This is a genomic window from Desulforhopalus sp. IMCC35007, assembly GCF_005116575.1.
In the GTDB taxonomy this organism is placed as follows: domain Bacteria; phylum Desulfobacterota; class Desulfobulbia; order Desulfobulbales; family Desulfocapsaceae; genus Desulforhopalus_A.
This window is the reverse complement of record NZ_SWCN01000020.1, coordinates 1-21,909: the sequence shown is the minus strand read 5'-3', so window position 1 is coordinate 21,909 and position 21,909 is coordinate 1. Positions and strand designations below refer to the sequence as shown.

The window sequence follows — 21,909 nt, the reverse complement described above, 5'->3', positions numbered from 1 at the left end:
GACCGATGGATGGGAAAGGTGTGTGCGAGTTCTGTATTGCGTTTGGGGCTATGGTCTCTGTCTCTTAAAACGGTTACATCGGTCTTACGGATGAACAAAGTCGTCGCAGTGCGGAGGCAGATAGGGCAGGGAGGAATTTTGGTGGTCTGTGAGGGGTAAAAGGTCGGTAATTTGAAGCCGAATCTTGACGGATTCATCAAGATTCGGGAGTTCAATTGCTATCCTGCAGACGGGCAATACTATCTTTAATACTCTTCCATCGTCGTATATTCAGCATCTTCCAGCCATTGATCCGGTCTGCCGACAAACTCGAGGACGTTTTTCAGAAGCTGATAGTGTCGACGTTCTTCGCGGGCAAAGGTCATCAGGATATCTTTTTCTTCCTGACTCTCGCTCTCATTGGCTTTCTGCTCATAAAAGGTATAGGCCTCTTTCTCAGCTTCCATCGCTTTTTCGTAAGCCTCGGTCTGCAGGGTCTCAGAGGAAAGATCTAAACCACCGGCGTCTTTTATTTCTATAAATATATTTTTGGCCTTATCAAGAACATTGCTTTCGACCGCTTTTGCAGGTGATTTCTCATAAATCTTTTTAAATGTATTGTAGTGAACAACTTCTTCATCCGCCAGGGTGTTGAAAATCTTCTGCAAGCCAGCATTATTGGTTTTCTTGGCAATTTCCCGATAAAATGCCTCTCCATCTTTTTCCATTTTCATTGCAAATTCAAACACATTCATGATAACTCTCCTTCAGTTTTCTGGTGTGGATGTATAGATCAGCCCATTATTCTGCTGGCTCATCAAATTATTTCAATCAAAGCTCGTGTCATACTACCCTTCGATATCCCGTATATATCACATTATATAACTCTCTTCATGTGTTATATTTCTCGGTCCTGCCTCAATTTTGTATATGTATCATGATTGTGGAGATGAGGTACTATGGGGGTTGCTGTGATAATAACCGCAACCCCTTGATAACGCAGGTAATATGTTCATCCTTTCTGTTCCTGTAACTGAACCGACTCCAACCAGACCAAGAAACCGTGGCACTACCTAAATATTGCAAGTGCCTAGAGGGCAGATATGCAAGGCATCAGACATGCAGCCGTAGTTTTCTGCCGGAGTCTTCTTTACCTGCAAATATCTTGTCAAAGGGCAAAACAAAGAACGCAATTTTGAGGTACTGTTACAAGAGTTTTCCCTTTATCGGTTTAGAAATGGACACGTTGCATCTGTTTTACAATATCACTGTCCGAAAGAACACCAACAGGCTTTCTGCCAACGGGGGAGAGAACGATCACTCTGTGGACATTTTTGCTGACCATGATGTTGGCGACTTCTTTGAGGTTCATGTCAGGATAGGCCTCAACAATGTGAGGCGTCATGAGCTCTTCAGCGGTGATACGTTCAATATCTGTGGTTGATTTTTCACTAAAGGCTTTGACGAGATCAAGGCAGGAAATAATTCCTGCCGCTTCATCGCTCTGGTCCACAACAACAACACAAGAGAGAGAATCTTCACTCATCATCTCGGCAATCTCGTGTAAATTGAGGCTGTATTGTGCTGTTACGACTCCTCTGGTCATGATGTCTCTGACAAGTATTTCATCCAATTTTGCTGTCGTCGTTTCCATGTGGCTCTCCTTGTTTTGGTGGTAAAACTTCCTTACATCAGCACTTTTCCTTTGGGGACCGGCTGTTCTTACCCTGCTTGGATTTGATCAATACAAGCAGGGCTGCCTCTACCTCATCACCGGAGAAAGGTTTGGTGAGCAGCCAGTCGACACCTCTTTTGCGTACCTCTTCTAAGGTTGTGTTATTCCCATAAAACGAAATAAGAATTTTAATGGTTTCCTGACATCTGTTGTTTATGATTTTGAAAAAATCCAGACCATCCATATCCGGTAATACCTCATCACACAGGATAATATCATAGGCTTGTTTCTGTATTGAGATGAGTGCCTGCATGGCATTTTCAACGGTGTGGAGGTGGTAGTTGCGAGCCCCGAAAAACAATGATAACGATTTTCTGACCCCTTCATCGCCATCGATCAGGAGGATTTTCTCTTTGGTTAACATGAATACTCTTCCTCTCTTGCCAGGAGGTTGTCGTAATCTTTGGAATAGATCTTTCAGCATGAAGATTTGCAGAAATTATGCCAGGGCCGAAGGCCCATTGTTACGAGCTTGTATCAACATGTTCAGGGGCGGGTGTTACCCTGGCTGCGGCTCCTGGTCATGTAAGTGCAAAATCTTTCATATTATGGTTACAATTTTTTGCAGATTAGCCGGTGGAGGTGTAACGTGAAAAAGCGTAAAAAGAATCAGTATTCCGCAGTTGTTTATATTGTCAGATTGTACAGTGACTGTGTGGCATAACCTGTCTAAGGTGAAACGATGATTGCACAACTTCTTGACGTAAGTTTGATCCCGACTTTTGCAATAGATCATAACCATTTGATCACCCACTGGAACATTGCCTGTGAACAGTTGACGGGCCTTCAGGCAGCTGAAATGATCGGCACAAAGAGACAGTGGCAGGCCTTCTACAAAGAGGAAAAGCAGGTTCTGGCAGACCTTATTGTTGAGAGGGCGCCGCTAGGGGTGTTCGTCAGTCATTTTGCTCAAGGCGTACGACAGTCAAAATTTGTGACTGGAGCATATGAGGCAGAAATATTTTTCCCTGATATTTCTCATGAAGGTCGCTGGTATTACCTCACGGCATCTCCCCTTAAAGACGCTCATGGTACAATCACTGGGGCGCTCACAACCCTGCAGGATATCACCTGTCACAAGCCTCTGAGAGATGTCGGAAGCCTGAAAGAGAACAATTATGCCGAGGGCCACCCTGAAATTATTGGTCATCAGAAGGGGCTGGAGCTGGCCGAGTGTCAACGGGCACTTCATGAGCTGCGACAACGGGAAAAAACACTCCGTATTGTGGCGGAGTCGATCTACGACTGGGAATACTGGATAAATCCTGAAGGAAAATTCATCTATATATCGCCTTCATGCGAACGGATTACCGGCTATGGAATTGAAGATTTTCAGAGCAATTCTGGGCTCCTGAAAACCATGATACATCCAGATGACATGGAAGAATTTCAGCGTCATTATGAGCAGGAAATGACGATGGAAGATACCTGCCAGATAGATTTTCGTATCATAAACCGCGAGGGACGGGAAGTCTGGATATCTCATATCTGTCAGACCGTAACCGATGAGGGGGGGAATTATCTCGGCCGTCGGGCAAGTAATCGTGATATCACAAAACGGAAGCGGTTGGAAGCAAATTTGCTAGAAGAACAGAAGAAGCTGGAAATGCGTGTGCAGGAACGAACGGAACAACTTTCCTCCGCCTATGATAGTCTACTTGGGGAGGTGAACGACCGTAAAAGGGCGTACATGGTACTTCAGGAAAATAAAGATCAACTGAGAAAGCGGAAAGAATTTATTGAAACAATCCTGGATAATCTGCCCATAGGCCTTGCCGTCGGCGCGATTCGTGGTGGAGCTGTGTATTACATGAATGATGAATTCAGCAGGATACATGGCTGGCCTAAGGAAGAGATCCACAGTTTCGATTCCTTCTTTTGGAATGTGTACCCGGATCCGAAATATAGAAAAGCGGTAAAGAAAAAGGTGCTTAAAGGCATCGTAACCAGGAATCTGCCTAAAATGGTATGGAGAAACCTTCGCTCCACGACCCAAAGCGGTGAACAACGGTTTGTTACTATCAAAGGAATCCCCTTGGTTGATCAGGATTTGATGATCTTAACCGCTCAGGATGTAACGGAAAAACGTAAAGCCACGGAGGCATTGCTCGTTACTCGTTTTTCCATCGATCATGCAAATGACATGGTCTACTGGGTGGATGCAAATGGTAAAATTGTCGATGTGAACGAAACAACCTGCAAAAAACTCGGCCGCACAAGGAATGAACTTTTATCCATGACGGTAATGGATATCGACCAGAGCCTCACCCTGGAAGCATTTTTTGCAGACTGGAAAAGACTGAAACATCTTGGAAACTGGAGGGTAGAAACCTGTCACTATTGTAAAAACGGAGAAGCTATTCCTGTGGAAACTCATGTCAATCATATCACCTTTAGCGGCAGGGAGTACAACTGCGTTTTTGCCCGGGATATCACAGAACGCAGGGAGCTGGAACGTCTTGTTACCATTCAGGACAAGATGGGTTCTCTTGGTCGTGTGGCTGCCGGTATCGCACACGAAATCAGAAATCCCCTGTCCACCATTAATGTCTATCTGAGTACCTTGAAGCGGCTCTGTGCCGCGGAGTATTTTGATATGAATCATCTGAGCAGCATTAATGAATCTATTGAGGAAATGGATAGAGCTTCCCACAAAATAGAAACTGTTGTGAAGCGGGTCATGGATTTTTCCAAGCCAAGTCAGCATAAAATGCAAATTATGAACGTGAACCAGTGTGTGAAAGGAGCGGTTGATCTATCCGCAGTCACACTGAGAAAAAGTGGTGTGTTACTGGAGCTGAGCTTAAATGAGAAGTTGCCTGAATGTTACATGGACAGTCAGTTAATTGAACAGATGATGTTGAATCTGATAACCAATGCTATCGAAGAGATGACAGAGCCTGAAAAAGAGAAAAAACTCCTGATAAAAACAGGAGAAAGAACCACAGCAGCTGGGGTGCAATCTATAGTTATAACGGTTGCCGACTCCGGATCAGGTGTTGCTTCAGAACTTCGTGGCAAGATATTTGATCCTTTCTTTACCACCAAACATTATGGTTCAGGGATCGGCCTGAGTATATGCCACAGAATTATCAGCGATCACCAGGGAACCTTACATGTTTCAACCAGCAAATGGGGAGGTGCACTGTTTACGGCAGCATTTCCTGTTAAGAAAGAGGTGGCAAGTTGACGGTAACATATACCATTTACATCGTTGATGATGAGCAGTCTCTGGCCAAGGGGATAGCCATTGGTCTCGCAAAAGATTATCAGGCCAGATCTTTTACAACCGCTGAAACAGCTCTTGAATCGATGGTAAAAGAAACCCCGGATCTGGTCCTGCTTGATATCGGCCTCCCGGGAATGAATGGTGTTGATGCTTTACGCGTTATAAAATCAGATTATCCCGATGTTGTGGTCATTATGATAACCGCCTTTGAGGATTTGAAGACCGTTATTTCTGCGATGAAACTCGGTGCCTACGATTATATTGTGAAACCAATCCAGATGGATACTCTGGAGGTGACAATAAAAAATGCCCTGGAGAGCATTCGCTTAAGAAAAGAAGTGAAAGCATTGCAGGAACAATATCTTAAGGAAAACCTGCCTTTTTTTATTGGTGACAGCAAGGTCATTCAGAATGTCATGGAATACATTGAAAATGTTTCCCAAAGTGCAGATACGCCGATCCTTATCTTAGGTGAATCGGGGACAGGCAAGGAGCTTATTGCAAGCGCCATCCATTACAGAAGCCCAAATTTTAAAGGGCCGCTTATCACCGTCAACTGTGCAGCTATCCCTAAGGACCTTCTGGAAAGTGAGTTGTTTGGTTACGAAAGAGGGGCTTTTAGTGGGGCAAAATCGACAGGGAAAAAAGGTCTTATCGAGCAGGCTGCAGATGGCACCCTTTTTCTCGATGAAATAGGAGATCTCAGTCTAGATGCCCAGGCGAAACTTTTGAGGTTTCTCGATTCAGGTGAGTACTATAAAGTTGGTGGAACAACAAAAAGTCACGTGCAGACCAGGATAGTATCAGCCACCAACAAAGACCTCATGAAAATGATAGAAGACGGCTCATTTCGTGAAGATCTGTATTTCAGGATTGGGGTCGTAAGGCTTGAAGTGCCATCACTGAATAATAGGCCTGAGGATATTCTCCCCATAGCCAGACATTTTCTGGTGGAATTTGGCCGGAAGTTCGGCAAATCTTTGACCGGGATAACCCAGGAGGCGGAGCAAGCCTTACAACAGACCCAGTATCGTGGAAATGTCCGCCATTTAAAAAATATTATTGAAAGAGCAACGCTCGTTGCAAAGGGGCCGGAACTGACTGTAGAAGATATCGGTGTGGATTATGGCAACAACCTCAGCATACTCAGAAACAGTCAACTCCCACACTCCACTCTTCCTGCATTGTCCCAGGAGGGAATAGACTTACCCTCAGTTATGGAATCCGTAGAAAGACAATATATCGAGGAGGCATTGAAACTCACAAAAGACAACGAAACCAAGGCCGCAGAACTTCTTCAGTTAAAGTATTCTACACTCCGTTACCGGCGGAGAATACTGGGTATTCCATGAAGGAAATCTCTAGAGTAAAAGTGGGATGTTCATAGGTATGTAAAAAACTTAAGGCCGGTTGTAATACAATTTGCCGTTACGCTTTTTCACAAGATAATTCTATTATTGTGGCAACCGTCTGGCCTCACATGAGAAATCAATGACAGAGTAAACGGTGAAAGTCTCGTGGAATTCGTAGCCTCAATGATATCTTTTTATCTTTAAGCAGATTCAGGATATTTTTGCTTGTCATGGTTAAGCTGTGCAGATATCTCATCATTGTTCAGAATTATTACCTTTATAATCTTGTAAAGATAGTATAAATGAGTGTAAACTGTTCACCGCAAAGAGTTTTACAAACCTATAAATTCCTATCAGTGAGTGGTGACTTCACCGTATCGCAAAAGCGATAGTTCAGAAAATATGATTCACAACGTTTCCCCTGATTCCAGCGGGAGTAACAATCGTACCAACAAACCATCATCTGAGCGCTATTCAGGTATAGCTATTGAACCGCCACATTCTCATCAGCCGCGAGCCGCAAAACGTACCCGTCAATCGGCTAAAAAACCGGGAAAAGAAAAGCAGTCACGTCCTGAACAAAGATCGCCCCGTAAAAGACACATTCCCTGGTTGTGGCTGTTCTTTTTCACAGTAGTTCTCGGTGCTTGTGGTGCTGCCATATATTTCGAAGTACTGACTTCAACCTTCCAGGCCCGTTATATCAGCAGGTTTGCCACGAAACTGACCTATCAGGTTGAACCTGGGCCAAGCGACTCCATTGTTTTCCCTACATCCGGTCCCTACGATAAGCGGCTGGGTTATGTTTTCATGCCAGCCATCCTTGAAAGAATACAGCAAAAAGGTTTAGCCATAAGCCACCAGAGCCGCTTTAGTCCGGATCTTTATAACTATGCACAGAAGGGGCTGTACATACCATACAAAGAAAAGAGCCAGGCGGGTCTTAGTATTGTAGATGCAAAGCAGAAAACGATCTATAAAATAGTGAACCCTGCCCGAGTCTACAAGGATTTTCACGACATTCCCAATGCTGTGATTCAATCGTTACTTTTTATTGAAAACAGAGGGTTGCTCTCTACGTCCAATCCCAAGGCTAATCCGGCCGTAGAATGGGGACGGTTTGCCAAGGCTGTCGTTTACAGGACTGGCGAGATGATGCATATCGATATGCCTGCCATTGGTGGAAGTACCCTCGCGACCCAGACCGAAAAATTTCGCCACACAGAAGGAGGTATCACGTCTTCTGCAAGCGACAAATTGATCCAGATGGCCTCGGCCAGTGTGCGGGCTTACAGCTACGGTGAGGATACAACGGAATATCGTAAACAGCTGATTCTTGATTACCTTAACTCTGTACCGCTTTCCGGCGCCCCCGATTACGGGGAGGTCAACGGCCTCGGTGACGGGATGTATGTCTGGTATGGCACAACTTTTGACGAAATGAACAGGCTGCTTAATTTGAGTGATCCAACGGGCCAGGATCTGGAGATGCAGGCCAGGGTCCTCAAGCAGGTTATCAGTCTGATGATTGCCCACAGGCGGCCGTCGTATTATCTGGTTAAAGGGCGGAAGGATTTGGCCGTGTTGGCAAACAGCTATGTACGTCTTCTTACCCAGGAAGGAATCATCGCAAGTGCTCTTGGCGAGGCTGCTCAGACCCAGCCCATCTTTTTCCGCGATTTCAAAAGTCAGACCGCCGCCCCGCATTTCCCTCAAAATAAAGGGGTTAATGTGGTGCGCAATCGAATTGCCGCGTTATTTAAAACATCGCTGTATGCCCTTGATCGAATGGATGTATCCGTTGTAAGCACTCTGGACCGTGAACTGCAGGAGCAAGTCAGCCAATATTTGAAAAACATCCAGGAGTCCGGTTTTGCCGAGCAGAAAGGGCTGATTGGCAGGTACCTGCTTTCACCAGACCAGACGGATGAACTCAGTTACAGTTTCACACTGTTTGAACGAACTCCTGCGGGCAACATGGTACGCGTTCAAACCGACACCACCACGCTGCCTTTCGATATCAATGAAGGCAGTAAGCTTGAGCTCGGTTCAACAGCCAAACTCCGCACCCTGGCGACCTATCTGGAAATTATCGCAGAACTGTATGGCGAGCTCAGCAACAGGCTACCGCGGGAACTGGTAAAACTCATCAACAACAATCCGGATGTCCTGACCTTATGGGTCTGCAACCAGTTGATTGGGCAGCCGGGAATTGCACTCAAACCGCTGCTTGAGGCATCAATGCAGCGGACCTATTCTGCAAACCCCACCGAGCGTTTTTTTACCGGTGGCGGTATTCATGTCTTTGGTAATTTTAGAAAAGAAGACAATAACAGATATGCAACGGTGACGGAATCACTGCAGAATTCTCTGAATCTTCCTTTTGTTCGGATTATGCAGGATATTGTCAGGTATACTGTGGCCAAACAGTGGGAAAATAACCGGCAACTGATGCTCGACGATCATGATCCCCGTCGAAAAGAGGTGCTCGACACATTTATCGATCGTGAGAGTCGCGTTTTTTTAAGACGCTACTGGACAAAATATGCCGGAAAAACAACGGAACAGCGACTGACGGCTGCACTCGCCAGTATTAAGCCAACGGCCTTGAAACTTACCATTATTCACCGCCATCTCTTTCCGCAGGCGGATGAAAAGAGTTATATCGATTTCATCCGGGCCCAATTGCCAGCGACCACCCTCAGTAATAAACAGCTCGCCAATATGTATGAAAAATACAAACCCGGCGCCTACAGCCTTCAGGATTTTGGCTACCTCGCATCCCTTCACCCCCTTGAACTGTGGCTTATTGGCTACCTGCAGCAACCGGGTGAGACGACGCTCAAGGACGCCATTACCAAAAGCGAGCAGACGAGGCGGGATGTCTATGGCTGGTTGCTACGAACCAAGGCAAAGAATGCCAGAGATTCACGGATCAGGACCGTCCTTGAAATTGATGCCTTTTCTGATATTCATAGGCGCTGGAAAAACATGGGTTATCCCTTTGATCAGTTGGTACCATCACTGGCTACTGCACTGGGGAGTTCGGGGGACCGGCCGGCGGCGCTGGCGGAGTTGGTCGGTATTATCCTCAATGACGGGAAACGGTTTTCCACCTATCGTTTTTCCAGTGTTCTTTTTGGCCAGAACACCCCGTATGAAACCTTACTTGAGCAACCACCGCCGAAGGTTACCCAGGTCTTGTTACCTGAAGTTGCCGACATTTTGAAAACCACCATGAGTAAAGTGGTCAATGAGGGCACTGCCAAACGGCTGGTGAACGTGTTCCAGCAATCAGATGGTACACCACTTGTGATGGGTGGAAAGACCGGCACCGGCGACAACCGCATCGTTACCTCGACGTCTTCGGGCTACCGCTCCTCATCGAGAGCCTTGAACAGAACGGCGACCTTTGTCTTCTTCCTTGGTGATAATTATTTCGGTACACTCACAACCTTTGTCAGTGGCAGATCCGCCAATGCTTTTAGTTTCACTTCAGCACTGCCACTCCAGGTCCTCAAGGGAATGGCCCCCATTCTGCAGCCGTACATCAATCAAAGTATTGGTACAAACCAGTAAAAGCTATCACCTAAAAATTGCATTCTCTGTTTTGTGCCTCGCATAGCTCATCACATGACACCTGCAACATTGAGGTATCATTTGAAATCTGTCAGCCGGTTGAGCTTCTTGTGGTAGTAGAGATATCTTGTCGATAGCCGTCCTCCTCTCTGTAACATTTTCCTGTCCGTCAGCGTGCAATGTTGTCAAAATTTGCAAATATCATTTGCAAATTTTTGTAGATGTTAACTTTTGCCCGCTCCATTTTTTTGTACTGTCGCAGTAAATCCAGCAAAAGCTCTTTATGAGGAGTCCTGCCAATTGGCATAAACTCTGCACTAAGATTCCTTGACAGGGACGTCAGCTTTACCGTGATACAGCGCTCATCCTGAAGATCTTGGCACTGCTGCAAGTGGGAGCAAGGAACGCAGGGCGTCTGTAAGGTAAAGAGTTACTGCGTTGGTAATTTTTTTTTAAAAAACCTGGGGAGAAACTTCAATCAAAGGAGATGGATTATGGAACTCATGCGATGGAAACCAAGCGGTGAACTTACTTCACTGCGTAAAGAAATGGATAATTTGTGGCGGCAATTCCTGGGTGATGCAACTTTACCTGCAATGCCTGCGGGAACCTTATGGCCTTCCATTGATATGGAAGAGACCGAAAACTCGCTTCTGGTGAAGGCCGAATTGCCTGGTATGGATGCCAAAGATGTCAGTGTCACTATCTCAGATGATATTCTGACAATACAAGGTGAAAAGAAAAAAGAAGAAGAGAAAAAAGAGAAAAATTACTATTGCTCAGAAAGTTACTCTGGCTTTTTTAAACGCTCGGTCAAGCTCCCGGTTAATGTGAAAACCGACAAGGTTGAGGCGACTTTTGAAAAAGGAGTTTTGCATATAGACCTTGCAAAAACAGAGGAAAGCAAGAAAAAGCAAATTGAAATCAAGGTTAAATAGCGTCATCTCTTCCCCAGGTTTGAGACATTGTTGTATGAAATCGTCCAGAATTTATAATGATTATGGCAGGAGGATGAAATGAAACTTTGCATTACGGCAAGTGGAAAAGAAATTGAAGCAAAAATAGATCCCAGGTTTGGCAGGACCCCTTATTTTATGATTGTTGACACGGATTCTGGTGCCACCGAGGTTGTTGAAAACAGTGCTGCAAAACAGGTGCAGGGGGCGGGAACAGGTGCCGCTCAGCTCGTCATAGATAAGGGTGTAGACGCCTTATTCACCGGCCGTTTGGGGCCAAATGCCTTGAATGTATTGCAGGTGTCTGGACTCAGGTTCTTTGAGGGGCTGTCACCTGAGGATACTGTGCAAGGTGTTGTGGAAAGGTTTAAGGCAGGCGGGTTTGCTGGAACTTCGCCTTCCACCGAAGTTGCTTCGCAGCGTCAGGGAGGAGGTATGGCTCCGGGAGCGGGTATGGGAAGAGGATGTGGACGAGGCATGGGTGGAGGTCGTGGTATGGGTGGTGGAGGTCGTTTCTGAAAAAAAGTCAAATTTTCTCGTTATATAAAATTCTGGGAGAAAAGCCTGAGAGCTTCAACCTTTAAGTCAGAGTTCCAGGCCTCCACAGGATTAATTTTTTCAGACTTTTGGAGCGATACTGGTTGGTAGGGGGTACGGGGAGTACATGGCTGGAGTCATTGAAATCATTGGTACAGAATCTCTTGGAGTTCGAGGCTTAAGCTGTGTTATCACAACAGACACGCGATGTGTCGTCATCGATCCCGGAGTCGCACTTGGTTATCTGCGTCATGGTTTGCTTCCCCATCCACTACAGGTAGCAACAGGTGTGCGGGTGCGACAACGGATTGTTGAGGTCTTAAAAGAGGCCACCGATATTGTAATCAGTCATTTTCATGGGGATCATATTCCTCTTCGGGAAGCTAATCCATACCAACTGGCAATCGGTGATCTTCCCCAGCACTGTAAAAACACCCGCTGCTGGGGTAAGTCGCAAGATTCACAGCCAAAGCATATAAAACAACGTGCCGCTGACATCATAGAGTTTCTGGGTGCGAATTTTCATGCTGCGGAAGGGTGCACGGATGGCCCACTGGTCTTCTCAAAAGGAGTACCCCACGGTGGCAGCGAGAATGGTCCGGTATCACAGGTTATGATGTGCAGGATTGATCTGGGTGATAGAGTATTTGTCCATGCTTCAGACATACAGCTGCTGGATGCAGAAACCATTGAGCATATTATCGACTGGAGGCCTGATATTGTACTGGCCGCTGGGCCACCGCTCTATTTGAGTGCCTTGTCCAACGATCAGCGTAGGGAAGCATGGAAAAACGGTCTTCGTCTGGCTGAAAAAGTGGAGACGGTTATTCTCGATCATCATCTGATGCGTGACCTGCAGGGGCCGGAATGGTTGACTGCTCTGTCTGTCGAGGTTGGTAAAAAGATCTATTGTGCAGCTGATTTTATGCAAACAGAGCGTCTTTTGTTTGAAGCACAGAGAGCCCGCCTTTATAAGACAAACCCTGTACCGCAGGGCTGGCATGAGGACTACGAAACAAGAGCTGCCCACTGTTGAAACGTGCTCCGTAGAATGTCTTGGAAATACAACGCTGGAACAATTGCAAGTAGCCAGTGCATGGTTCATGGTCCATTGCAGCTTAACGGTTCAACTTTACGGTGATTCGTTTTTGTTCCAACCAAAAGAGATGAGTACATGGAATCCTCAGAAAAAACGGCTTGGTTGTCCATTGTAACCAACCTGCTCCTGGTAGGGATCAAAACGACTGTAGCATTAATTTCAGGCAGTCTTGCGGTGGCTGCTGATGTTATTCATTCTTTATCTGACGTTGTATCCTCGACCATTATTCTCATTGGAATAAAAATCTCAGCGCGTCGTGCCCGTGGGTTCCCCTATGGTTTGTACAAGGTGGAAAACCTTGTGGCTATGGTGACCTCACTGCTGATTCTCTTTGCCGGTTATGAAATCATCAAGGTTGTATTTTTTGAGACACCAAGGGCCTTACCTCGGCAAATTCCATTGTCCGTTTTTGGCATAGTCCTGACAATCGTCATTACCTTTATTTTTTCCAGATATGAACTGAAACAGGGGAGGGCAACCGGATCACCGAGTTTAATTGCTGATGCAAAACACATCTGGACGGATATGCTTTCCTCGCTGGTCATTTTACTGGCGTTTCTCGGGAGTTCTGTCGGTTTGGCAATAGACAGGTACGCTGCAGTGATAGTCGTGGTTTTTATTGCCCGCTCCGCTCTTGTTCTATTGATTGACTCCGTCCGGGTTTTACTCGATGCCTCTCTTGATTACGATAGTCTCAGCAAGATACGTGAAATTGTCCTGGCAGATCCACGTGTTGCAGAAATCAACACAATCTGGGCTCGAAATGCCGGGCGTTATAAGTTTGTCGAAATGGATGTGACACTTCGGGTCAATGATTTGGAAAAAAGCCATCAGGTCTCTGATGAACTTGAAAACAGGGTAAAAATGGAGATCTCGGGGGTCGATCGGGTGCTTATCCATTCTCAGCCGGTGCAACGGCATATATGTACCTATGGTCTGGCTCTTGCTGGGGATAAAACAACCCTTTCCGAGCACTTTGGTGAGGCTCCACTCTTTCTGCTTGTAAGCGTTGTGGCCGGAGAGAATAAGATTATCCGTGAACAAATACTGGAAAATCCATATCTGCTTGAAGACAAGGCCAAAGGGATAAAAGTTGCCAACTGGTTGCTGGAGAATGGGCTGGATATCCTGATTTCACGTCAGGATCATGCGGGTAAGGGGCCGGGTTTTGTTTTAGGTAATGCTGGTGTTGAAATTCTCCTGACCAAAAAAACGAATGCTGAAAAAGCTTTAGAACTTCTTGGAGAAAGAGGGTGTCAACAGCAGATGGAGCAAAGCATTTCTACAACGAACCGCTCTAAGAAAACATCCTTGCTGGAATTAAAGGAGAAAGATGATGATTGACGAAAAAGCAAAAGACCCCCTGCGGACGGTTCTGCATCCGAAGTTGAAAAAGAGTCTTACATGTATTGGGATGAGTTAAGCAAAGACTTGACCACTAATTTGCTAGGTGATTATGGTTGTCAGAAGATGCGAAAGAAATTGACGATTCCCTTGCCATACGATAGGATTATGGCCAATCACAATAGGAAAAAATTTTTTGTTAATAGCCAGATTTTCCTATTGAAAAACCGTATGTAAAACCAGATACCAAGAGGAGCTTTTTATGAGGAATTTATTTTTAGCTGCATTACTTGTTTTTACTGTTTTTGTAAGTTCAGCTTCGGCTGCAAAACTTGTCGTTGCCACGGACACTAACTTCCCTCCTTTTGAATTTAAAGACCCTGCAACGGGCCAGCACGTTGGATTTGATGTGGAGCTTTGGGCCGCAATTGCAAAAGAGGCGGGTCTTGATTATGAGTTGCAACCAATGGCGTTCAAAGGAATTGTACCAGGTCTTCAATCTTCTCAGTTAGATGTGGGTATTGCAGGTATGTCAATCACCGATGAACGTAAAATGGTTATTGATTTCTCCGATGGATATTATGATTCAGGTCTTCTTCTCCTTGTACCAAAAGACAGTCCGATTAAAGGATTAGCAGATCTTGCTGGTAAAACCGTGGCAACCAAAACAGGAACCACCAGTGTTGATTTTCTGAAAGAAAAATCTCCTGACACCACGCTGAATCTTTTCCCAAATGATAATGCAATGTTCATGGAGCTTATGACAGGTGGTGTTGATGCCGTTATGTTTGACAAGCCTGTAGTTGAATCTTTCGTCAGCAAGAGTGGTGCTGGCAAAGTTGAAATCGTGGGTGACCTTTATTCAGGTCAACCATACGGTATTGGATTTCCTAAAGGTTCTCCGATAGTTGAGAAGGTCAACGCAGCCCTAGCTACATTAAAAGCCAGTGGTGAGTATGCTAAGATTTACGAGAAATGGTTTGGCGTTGCTCCTCGCTAAGTAAACACATTTCCTTCTCCTTAAGGGGCAAGCGTGTTGTGGCATTCTTGCCCCTTTTTCTTTTCATATAGATATCCATTATGGCATTTAACTTTGAACCGGCAGTTATTGTTGACTCAATCCCTCAGCTTTTAAAAGGTGCTGAGCTCACTATCTATCTCACCGTGGGAGGTCTCTTTTTTGGTTTTATTCTTGGCGCTATTTTTGGTCTGATGAAATTGTCTCCGTCATGGGTCCTTCGCAAAATCGCCGGATTTTATATAGAGACGATACGAGGTACCCCGATGCTGGTGCAGGCGATGTTTCTTTATTTTGGTCTGCCAATGGCATTTGGTTTTAGACTGCCGGCCATGGGGGCTGGTGTTATTGTTATTGCCGTCAATTCTGGTGCCTATATCGCTGAAATTGTGCGTGGCGCAGTGCAGTCAATTGACTCTGGGCAGATGGAAGCCGGTCGTTCCATTGGTTTAAATGCCATACAAACCATGCGTTATATCATCTGGCCCCAGGCATTCAGGCGTATGTTACCACCCTTGGGAAATCAATTTATTATCAGCCTCAAAGATACCTCATTGCTGATGATCATCGGTGTGGGGGAGTTATTGCGAACGGGTGATGAGATTGTCGCGGTTAACTTCAGGGCTTTTGAGGTATACCTTGCCGTCGGCCTTATTTATCTGACCATGACTATGAGTATTGCGAAGGTGCTGCAGATACTTGAAAAACGTATGAAAATAGAGGGAAGATAAATATGATAAAAATCCAAAATCTCTATAAATCATTCGGGAAAATTGAGGTGTTGCGCGGTATTAACCTTCAGGTATCGCAAGGCGAGGTTGTGGTTATTATCGGCCCTTCCGGCTCTGGTAAGTCAACGGTTTTACGTTGTATTAATAAACTTGAAAAACCAACAAGCGGTACCATTCTGGTAGACGATTTTGATATTATGGACAAGCATACCGATATCAATATGGTTCGCACAGAGGCTACCATGGTGTTTCAACATTTTAACCTTTTCCCTCATATGACGGTGCTTGAGAATATTACTCTTGGGCCAATAAAAGTAAGGGGCATGACTCGAGCCAAGGCCAATGAATTAGGACAAGCACTTCTTGCCAAAGTGGGCTTGAGTGATAAAGATGCAAACTTTCCAGACCAGCTCTCCGGGGGGCAGAAACAGCGTGTTGCCATAGCGCGTGCCCTTGCCTTGCAGCCTAAGGCAATTCTGTTCGACGAACCCACATCGGCATTGGATCCGGAACTTGTTGGTGAAGTACTTGAAGTAATGAAACAACTTGCTCTTGAAGGGATGACCATGGTGGTGGTGACCCACGAGATGGGTTTTGCCAAAGAGGTTGCGGATCGAGTCGTCTTTATCGATGAAGGTGTAATTCAGGTGGATAAACCGCCTAAGGAGTTTTTCACCAATCCAGACCATCCGCGGCTTAAAGATTTTCTTGTCAGGGTCGTCTCGTAAAAAATGATGTACTGATACCGCAGCTTTTTGGAATGAAAAGACGATTCTAGCTAATTTCTGATAGGGAAATAATGAGAGTCGTCTTTGTTGCCCCTCAATTACCGATAGACCGTTTTCCTGCCATCTCTCTTCGCCCTGTACAGTGCACTATCGGCCAGCTCTATGAGTTGCTCAACTTTGAAATCAGGCGAGGGAATCTGGCTTGTCACTCCAGCACTGATGGTAAAAGAGATTGTTGGATTTCCGTTTTGAAAAGTATGGTTTTCGACAGATTTCCGGATTGTTTCTGCAAGTTCTGTCGCCTGTTCAATATCACACTCAGACAGGATGACAACAAATTCTTCACCACCATACCCGGCAGAAGAAAACAAGAGAGTAACCCTATAGTCAGCAGCCTGCTCGGCACCAGTGCGGCACCACCACCCGACAGACCTGCTGTCGATATTCAGGTTTTTTTTTCACAAACTTCCACCTTCAATTCTCAGAGGCTTTTTGCTGCACACTGAAGAGCGCTGTCATCTGATTACTTCTCAAGCATCCATCTTCGGGTGAGAGGGAGATCATTTCTGATTCCTGACGAGAATAACAATTGGAACAGGTGAATATTTCCCAAGGTGAACTCAGCCGCACAGCCAGTCAGGTAAAATTGCCACATTCGGAGAAAACGCTCATCAAACATCGTTAGAATATGTTGTTCATTTTCAGCAAAACGGCGGCTCCATTTATCAAGGGTTTTGGCGTAATGGACACGCAAATTTTCACAATCAATGAAGCTGAAACCAAGTTGAGTAGCATTCTTTAAAATTCTGCCGAGATCAGGAAGATATCCCCCAGGGAAGATAAATTTTCTTATCCAGTTGTTGGTCGGTTCCTCCATCGTTTTTCCTATTGTGTGGAGGAGCAGGAGACCGTTTTCTCTTAAGACACTTCGTGCATTTTTGAGAAAGATTCCCATATTTGCCTTTCCGACATGCTCGAACATACCAATTGACACAATTTTGTGAAATTTTTGTTGCAGTTGAGGGAGATCACGATAGTCGAGGCAAAGCAAACTGATTTTATCCTCAACGCCTTCCTTTTGTATCTGCTCTTTGCCGTAGTCCAGTTGCTCCTGTGAGAGGGTTATGCCAACGCCCTGCACGCCAAAGTTTTTGGCAGCATAAATAAGCAGGCTGCCCCAGCCGCAACCGATATCGAGTAAGTGCTCGTTTGGTTGGAGCTGAAGTTTCCGACAACAGAGAGCAAATTTCTGGAGTTGAGCCTGTTCAAGTGTATCCTTGTCGTTTTCAAAATACGCACAGGAGTAGACCATCTGTGGGTCAAGCCATAACTTGTAGAAATCGTTGCCGAGATCATAATGATGTGCAATATGATACTTGTCACCTTTCTTGTTGTTTTTCTGTGATATTTGCAGCCTGATGCTGTTGAGTAGTGACTTGAAAGTAGTTTTATGTAATTGCTCTGCCTTTAGGCCGGAGTTGATCACCTGCCTGAGATCACCCTGCACTGTAATGTCTCCGTTCATATAGCCCTCACCAAAGCCGAGCGGAAGATCAAGAAGCAATCGTCTGAGACTCTCTTTATTTTGGAAATGAATGGTGAAATCGGATCCCTGGCCAAAAGTACGAACGCTTCCATCCCAAAAGGAGACGCTGAAATTACCGATATCAATTTGTGCCAGGGCGTTACAGAGGATGTTTTGAAGACGATTCTTTCCAGAAAAAGTCATGTTGAACCTCGTTTTCTATGCAAACGCTGAACGTATCGTTATGGGGTTATGACCTCTATAATTAAATATGCTGAATCTGTTGTTTTGTGAACAATACGACAGAACCTGATCTTCATAGTTTTCTCTGACAAGCCCTCTTCTAGAGCATCCATACAAAAATCTATTTTATAGTGCAGTACATCTGATCTTGTCGATTTTCTCATCTTTAGAAAATTGAAGGATGTGGCTTTATTTCTGGCGGAATGATTTCAGCTGATAAGGTTTTCTTTGACCTGTCAAATTCGATAAATTCAACACCGTATCTCCAGCATTGAGCATTACACTTCGGTGCTAGGGCACTTGTTCTGGAGGTCATCTGGCCATTGATCTGGGGAATAAGGTATTCAAATTTGGTTTGACTGTCAAAGATGAGGATGTCCATAGTGAGGATACTGCTGTTGATATCAATCTCATCAGAATAGAGAAAAGATACGCCACCGGCAGCTATGTCATTGATGTTGGCGACAGCGGGTTTTCCGGCGACAGAAAAGACAACTATGCCGCGGGTTTTGAATCGGTTTGAAGTTCGTTGGGTTTTTAGGGATTGATTACCGCCACTATGATGTCCAATGGTGTCATCAAAGGGAAAGGGAGGAAGCTGCAGGCAGTGGGAACAGGTCTGTTTATGACTTCTTGTTGTTAAAGGTACACTCTGCCTGACAGTTGCCTGTTTCTTTATCTTGCTCATAATATTCCTCATTTTAATGTGAGAATCTCATGGCAATGAACCCTTGCCCAGCCTCTGGCTATCAGAAATACACGTCGATATTTTTGTCTCCCTCAGGATGCAGGAACTCGACGAAGTCTTAAACTGAGGGAATAAACACTGTAAATAGATACTAGAATTATGTGCGAGGAAGTCGATGTAGGCAATACTGCAGTTTATGTAAAAGTGCAGTATTAAAACACTATATTATCGTAGAGTAGTAACGAATTTTTTTAGGTTTATTTTTTATCCGCAGTTTTTTTCTTATATTTTCTCTGTAAAATTCAACGGTACTCACTTTAAGACCTAAAAGAGCAGCCATTTGTTTAGAGGTTTTGTCTTTTCTAATATAGTAGACAATCTGCAGTTCCCGAGGGGTTAGGTTTGCATACATGAGTTGATTACTCTGGGGATGGGATATGAGGATATCCATAAGATTTTCAATTGCTGTGGCTATTAAATCTTTTGATTGGTCGGTCAATGCGTTATGTGCTTTTTTTAAGAGCGGTATAACTTTTTTGTCTATTTTTTCGGCAAGCTCTTTGTGGATCTGTTCATGCTCCTGTTCGCGCCTTTGCAGCATGACCGTCAGTGCAGTATTGATATTGTTGAGGTCCAGGTTTTTGTGATCAAGTTCTTTTTTTGCAGCTCTCAATGTAGCTAAAGTCAGGTTCAGCTCCTCCATGGTATGACTCAGTTCAATTGTCTGTTTTTCTATCTGCTGTTTTAAATGTATCCGTGTATCTTGGAGTTGACCTTCTACAATTTTTCTTGTTGCTATCTCAGCTTTGAGCTGTTCATTCTGCTCCTGCAACTCATTTTGAAGTTCCTGTTTCGCAAAACTCCCGTTCGCCTTGTCCAGTAGCTCATCACTGGAAAATGGCTTCTCCAGGAAATCATCTGCTCCGAGTTTGAAGGCTTTTATAGCAGAGCTGACCTTAGCGTCTCCGCTCAGGATGATAACACTGATATGGGGAAAGAGGATCTTTGCCTGTATCAGCACTGAAATACCATCAACTCCGGCCATCTTCAGATCTGTAATGACCAGATCGTAAGGGCGCACACGCAGAAGGTTTATAGCTTCCTGGCCACTTGTCGCCGTAGTTACTGCAAAATTGTTTTTTGCAAGCAGGGAGCCTGTTGAAGCCAGGACGGTTTCCTCATCATCGACCAGCAGTATAGATTTCGGCGTCATGATGTTACCCTCTGTGATTTTAATAATCTCTTAAGGCCACTTTGAAAATTGGCAATTTGCCTAACTTCATCGGTGTTTTCAGAGTTTTATCCTCGGAATATCAATTATTCTCCCTGTTCAAAAAATTCTTCAAACAACTCGAATTTTAAAAAATTTTTATTTTCCTAGATATCCTTCAGTTTTCCTAATGCAGAAATGCCAGAAAATATGGAGCGCTTTGCCAGGATACCGATCAGGTCCCTCTGCTCTCTGGTTTTCGTGTTACCTGCGACAGGTGTAAAGGGGTGTGTTGATGTTTTGAACATGATCGGCTGCCCCATTGGTTGTGTATCCAACTAGGATTCTACTCTGAACCCTCAGTCTCAGACAGTCTGCCATAGACTTTAAGGGGCTGATAAAAGGTTCGGGGCGAATCCTGTTTGCCAAACCGAGTATTAGCTGCCTTGAATGGCACCGTCGGATATTCTCGTCCTTCCTGTCACAGAATGTAGTATTACTCAGATATTAGCTGTTGCTCCATATTTTTCAAGCATACCTTTTCAGGTAAAGTCCTTCCTGTTGTAAAGGTCGTCAAACTTATCCATCAATTCTTTGCAGGATCTCGTAGCACTATGCTCGTAGGTTTCATGGGAGAGGAAAAATACATTGTGGGCAGTCATTCAATCTTTTCGCATCATCCTGTGATGGCGTAATAATTGCAATGAATGACTTAATTAGGCAGGTTAACCATTGGTACAGGTAAACAGGCCAGCTTCTTTGTAAGGAATGCATTTTTTACTCTTCATACGATCACATTGCTGACAGGGAGGGGTAATATGAAAAATATCAAAAGAGTATTGATAGGAGTTGATTTATCTGACTACTCAAAAGAGACAATTGAATCGGCCCTTACCTTGACTAAAGGGGTAGAGAGGGAATTTCTGATTTTAAATGTAATCAATGTCCAGGATATCGAGGCCACACCTCTTGAAAAGTCCGAGGTCCCAAAAGAAGATAACGTCGAAAAATACATAACAACAACCAGGGTGGCGCGGCTTCTGAAAATTGAACAGATGCTTGAAGAGTATTTTCCAGCAAACAGAGACAAAATTAAAATCATTTTCCGAGTAGGGAACCCCTATAAAAAAATATTGGAAACCGTAGAAGAAGAGAACGTTGATCTGGTTGTTATTGCCAGTAAAGGCAGGAGTAATCTTATAGGTACACTCCATGGTTCCACCGCGGAGAATGTCTTCCGGCATTCACCTGTGCCAGTCCTCTGTGTCAGAAGAGGGGCAACTGCGCGGCCCGAAACAGCTGACAGAAATCGATAATTGGGAGGAATAGCCATGAAAACCATTAAGAAAATTGCTGTAGGTATTGATTTTTCTGCCTATTCTCAGGAAGTTCTAAAATACGCAGGAGAGATTGCCCAACTGCATCCGGCGGAGATTTTCGCTATAAATGTCATTAACAGACGTCAAGTCGAGTATTTAGACGCGGCAATGGATAATGAGAGTTCAGATAGCTTCTCGCCAGAAAAATATATCGGAGATGAGAGAAAACAACGAGAGGCTGAACTGGCTGAAATGGTTAAACAGTGGATACCTCAATCAGTTTCCAGCCATATAATTATCCGTAATGGTATCCCCTTTGAAGAAATCCTCATGGTTGTCAAGGATGAGAAGGTGGATCTTCTTGTGATAAATTCGAAGGGACGATCAACTTTCAGAGACTATATGTTTGGTACCACTGCAGAAAAAATATTCAGGCATTGCCCGGTATCTCTCTTAAGTCTCAATCTGACTATAAACCAATAGGAGCTGCATCATTGTTGCTCATTGAAGGTTAGTGTACCATTCCTTCTGTAAATTCATATAAAGCTTGGCAAAAGGCAGGCCAAGCTTATCCTTTCGGGGCCAATTATCAACAACAAACCGAAAGGAGAAAACAATGACCTGCCAACAGGATTGT

The 21,909-nt window shown here is 44.6% G+C and carries 19 protein-coding genes; 12 read left to right on the top strand and 7 right to left on the bottom strand.

The window, feature by feature from the left end:
• Positions 1-245 precede the first annotated feature (245 nt).
• The 3 genes from FCL48_RS18510 to FCL48_RS18500 all read right to left on the bottom strand — a co-directional run bounded on the left by FCL48_RS18510 (position 246) and on the right by FCL48_RS18500 (position 2,078).
• Positions 246-734, bottom strand: coding sequence for a ferritin family protein (locus tag FCL48_RS18510; protein ID WP_136874393.1), 489 nt, complete (start codon positions 732-734; stop codon positions 246-248).
• Positions 735-1,210: 476 nt separating this feature from the next.
• Positions 1,211-1,633 carry an HPP family protein gene (locus FCL48_RS18505; protein WP_136874391.1) on the bottom strand — a complete coding sequence of 141 codons (423 nt, stop codon included), beginning with the start codon at positions 1,631-1,633 and terminating at the stop codon, positions 1,211-1,213.
• Between the two features lie 37 nt (positions 1,634-1,670).
• A complete protein-coding gene (locus FCL48_RS18500; protein WP_169309279.1) occupies positions 1,671-2,078 on the bottom strand; it encodes a response regulator in 408 nt (135 codons plus the stop codon).
• Between the two features lie 318 nt (positions 2,079-2,396).
• Between FCL48_RS18500 and FCL48_RS18495 the strand changes: the two genes are divergently transcribed.
• From FCL48_RS18495 to FCL48_RS18450, 10 genes are all read left to right on the top strand, one after another.
• Entirely contained in the window at positions 2,397-4,904 is a 2,508-nt protein-coding gene (locus tag FCL48_RS18495) for a PAS domain-containing sensor histidine kinase (RefSeq protein WP_136874387.1), read from the top strand.
• Positions 4,901-6,295: a sigma-54 dependent transcriptional regulator gene (locus FCL48_RS18490; protein ID WP_136874385.1), complete on the top strand. Its 1,395-nt coding sequence runs from the start codon at positions 4,901-4,903 to the stop codon at positions 6,293-6,295. Before FCL48_RS18495 ends, FCL48_RS18490 begins: the two co-directional genes overlap by 4 nt.
• Positions 6,296-6,697: 402 nt before the next feature.
• A complete protein-coding gene (locus tag FCL48_RS18485) occupies positions 6,698-9,874 on the top strand; it encodes a transglycosylase domain-containing protein (RefSeq protein ID WP_136874383.1) in 3,177 nt (1,058 codons plus the stop codon).
• A gap of 494 nt (positions 9,875-10,368) precedes the next feature.
• Entirely contained in the window at positions 10,369-10,812 is a 444-nt protein-coding gene (locus tag FCL48_RS18480; protein WP_136874382.1) for an Hsp20/alpha crystallin family protein, read from the top strand.
• 78 nt (positions 10,813-10,890) lie between these two features.
• Positions 10,891-11,349, top strand: coding sequence for a NifB/NifX family molybdenum-iron cluster-binding protein (locus FCL48_RS18475; protein WP_136874381.1), 459 nt, complete (start codon positions 10,891-10,893; stop codon positions 11,347-11,349).
• 145 nt (positions 11,350-11,494) lie between these two features.
• Positions 11,495-12,403: a hypothetical protein gene (locus FCL48_RS18470; protein WP_136874380.1), complete on the top strand. Its 909-nt coding sequence runs from the start codon at positions 11,495-11,497 to the stop codon at positions 12,401-12,403.
• Positions 12,404-12,541: 138 nt separating this feature from the next.
• Positions 12,542-13,810, top strand: coding sequence for a cation diffusion facilitator family transporter (locus FCL48_RS18465; protein WP_136874378.1), 1,269 nt, complete (start codon positions 12,542-12,544; stop codon positions 13,808-13,810).
• 262 nt (positions 13,811-14,072) lie between these two features.
• A complete protein-coding gene (gene glnH / locus FCL48_RS18460; protein WP_136874376.1) occupies positions 14,073-14,810 on the top strand; it encodes a glutamine ABC transporter substrate-binding protein GlnH in 738 nt (245 codons plus the stop codon).
• A gap of 80 nt (positions 14,811-14,890) precedes the next feature.
• Positions 14,891-15,559 carry an amino acid ABC transporter permease gene (locus FCL48_RS18455; protein WP_136874374.1) on the top strand — a complete coding sequence of 223 codons (669 nt, stop codon included), beginning with the start codon at positions 14,891-14,893 and terminating at the stop codon, positions 15,557-15,559.
• Positions 15,560-15,561: 2 nt separating this feature from the next.
• Entirely contained in the window at positions 15,562-16,287 is a 726-nt protein-coding gene (locus tag FCL48_RS18450; RefSeq protein ID WP_136874372.1) for an amino acid ABC transporter ATP-binding protein, read from the top strand.
• A gap of 98 nt (positions 16,288-16,385) precedes the next feature.
• On the opposite strand, the gene FCL48_RS18445 is transcribed toward FCL48_RS18450, so the two are convergent.
• The 4 genes from FCL48_RS18445 to FCL48_RS18430 all read right to left on the bottom strand — a co-directional run bounded on the left by FCL48_RS18445 (position 16,386) and on the right by FCL48_RS18430 (position 19,956).
• A complete protein-coding gene (locus FCL48_RS18445; protein ID WP_169309278.1) occupies positions 16,386-16,658 on the bottom strand; it encodes a GGDEF domain-containing protein in 273 nt (90 codons plus the stop codon).
• Between the two features lie 152 nt (positions 16,659-16,810).
• The gene (locus FCL48_RS18440; RefSeq protein ID WP_136874367.1) at positions 16,811-18,016 is read right to left on the bottom strand and encodes a cyclopropane-fatty-acyl-phospholipid synthase family protein; all 1,206 of its coding nucleotides are present in this window, start codon (positions 18,014-18,016) and stop codon (positions 16,811-16,813) included.
• Positions 18,017-18,221: 205 nt separating this feature from the next.
• The gene (locus FCL48_RS18435) at positions 18,222-18,743 is read right to left on the bottom strand and encodes a hypothetical protein (RefSeq protein ID WP_136874365.1); all 522 of its coding nucleotides are present in this window, start codon (positions 18,741-18,743) and stop codon (positions 18,222-18,224) included.
• A gap of 220 nt (positions 18,744-18,963) precedes the next feature.
• Positions 18,964-19,956 (bottom strand): response regulator, encoded by a 993-nt coding sequence (locus tag FCL48_RS18430; RefSeq protein ID WP_136874363.1) that lies wholly within the window; start codon positions 19,954-19,956, stop codon positions 18,964-18,966.
• Between the two features lie 815 nt (positions 19,957-20,771).
• Here FCL48_RS18430 and FCL48_RS18425 point away from each other — a divergent pair.
• Complete coding sequence (locus tag FCL48_RS18425; protein ID WP_136874361.1) at positions 20,772-21,269, top strand: universal stress protein; 498 nt, start codon at positions 20,772-20,774, stop codon at positions 21,267-21,269.
• 15 nt (positions 21,270-21,284) lie between these two features.
• Positions 21,285-21,755: a universal stress protein gene (locus tag FCL48_RS18420; RefSeq protein WP_136874360.1), complete on the top strand. Its 471-nt coding sequence runs from the start codon at positions 21,285-21,287 to the stop codon at positions 21,753-21,755.
• Positions 21,756-21,909: the final 154 nt, after the last annotated feature.

Excerpts from the sequence above, each read along its gene's own strand:
- FCL48_RS18505 (WP_136874391.1), bottom strand. The coding sequence starts at position 1,633 with ATGGAAACGACGACAGCAAAATTGGATGAAATACTTGTCAGAGACATC.
- glnH (WP_136874376.1), top strand. The coding sequence starts at position 14,073 with ATGAGGAATTTATTTTTAGCTGCATTACTTGTTTTTACTGTTTTTGTA.
- FCL48_RS18485 (WP_136874383.1), top strand. The coding sequence starts at position 6,698 with ATGATTCACAACGTTTCCCCTGATTCCAGCGGGAGTAACAATCGTACC.
- FCL48_RS18430 (WP_136874363.1), bottom strand. The coding sequence starts at position 19,956 with ATGACGCCGAAATCTATACTGCTGGTCGATGATGAGGAAACCGTCCTG.
- FCL48_RS18510 (WP_136874393.1), bottom strand. The coding sequence starts at position 734 with ATGAATGTGTTTGAATTTGCAATGAAAATGGAAAAAGATGGAGAGGCA.
- FCL48_RS18495 (WP_136874387.1), top strand. The coding sequence starts at position 2,397 with ATGATTGCACAACTTCTTGACGTAAGTTTGATCCCGACTTTTGCAATA.
- FCL48_RS18420 (WP_136874360.1), top strand. The coding sequence starts at position 21,285 with ATGAAAACCATTAAGAAAATTGCTGTAGGTATTGATTTTTCTGCCTAT.
- FCL48_RS18475 (WP_136874381.1), top strand. The coding sequence starts at position 10,891 with ATGAAACTTTGCATTACGGCAAGTGGAAAAGAAATTGAAGCAAAAATA.
- FCL48_RS18500 (WP_169309279.1), bottom strand. The coding sequence starts at position 2,078 with ATGTTAACCAAAGAGAAAATCCTCCTGATCGATGGCGATGAAGGGGTC.
- FCL48_RS18455 (WP_136874374.1), top strand. The coding sequence starts at position 14,891 with ATGGCATTTAACTTTGAACCGGCAGTTATTGTTGACTCAATCCCTCAG.
- FCL48_RS18470 (WP_136874380.1), top strand. The coding sequence starts at position 11,495 with ATGGCTGGAGTCATTGAAATCATTGGTACAGAATCTCTTGGAGTTCGA.
- FCL48_RS18440 (WP_136874367.1), bottom strand. The coding sequence starts at position 18,016 with ATGACTTTTTCTGGAAAGAATCGTCTTCAAAACATCCTCTGTAACGCC.
- FCL48_RS18435 (WP_136874365.1), bottom strand. The coding sequence starts at position 18,743 with ATGAGCAAGATAAAGAAACAGGCAACTGTCAGGCAGAGTGTACCTTTA.
- FCL48_RS18450 (WP_136874372.1), top strand. The coding sequence starts at position 15,562 with ATGATAAAAATCCAAAATCTCTATAAATCATTCGGGAAAATTGAGGTG.
- FCL48_RS18480 (WP_136874382.1), top strand. The coding sequence starts at position 10,369 with ATGGAACTCATGCGATGGAAACCAAGCGGTGAACTTACTTCACTGCGT.
- FCL48_RS18425 (WP_136874361.1), top strand. The coding sequence starts at position 20,772 with ATGAAAAATATCAAAAGAGTATTGATAGGAGTTGATTTATCTGACTAC.
- FCL48_RS18465 (WP_136874378.1), top strand. The coding sequence starts at position 12,542 with ATGGAATCCTCAGAAAAAACGGCTTGGTTGTCCATTGTAACCAACCTG.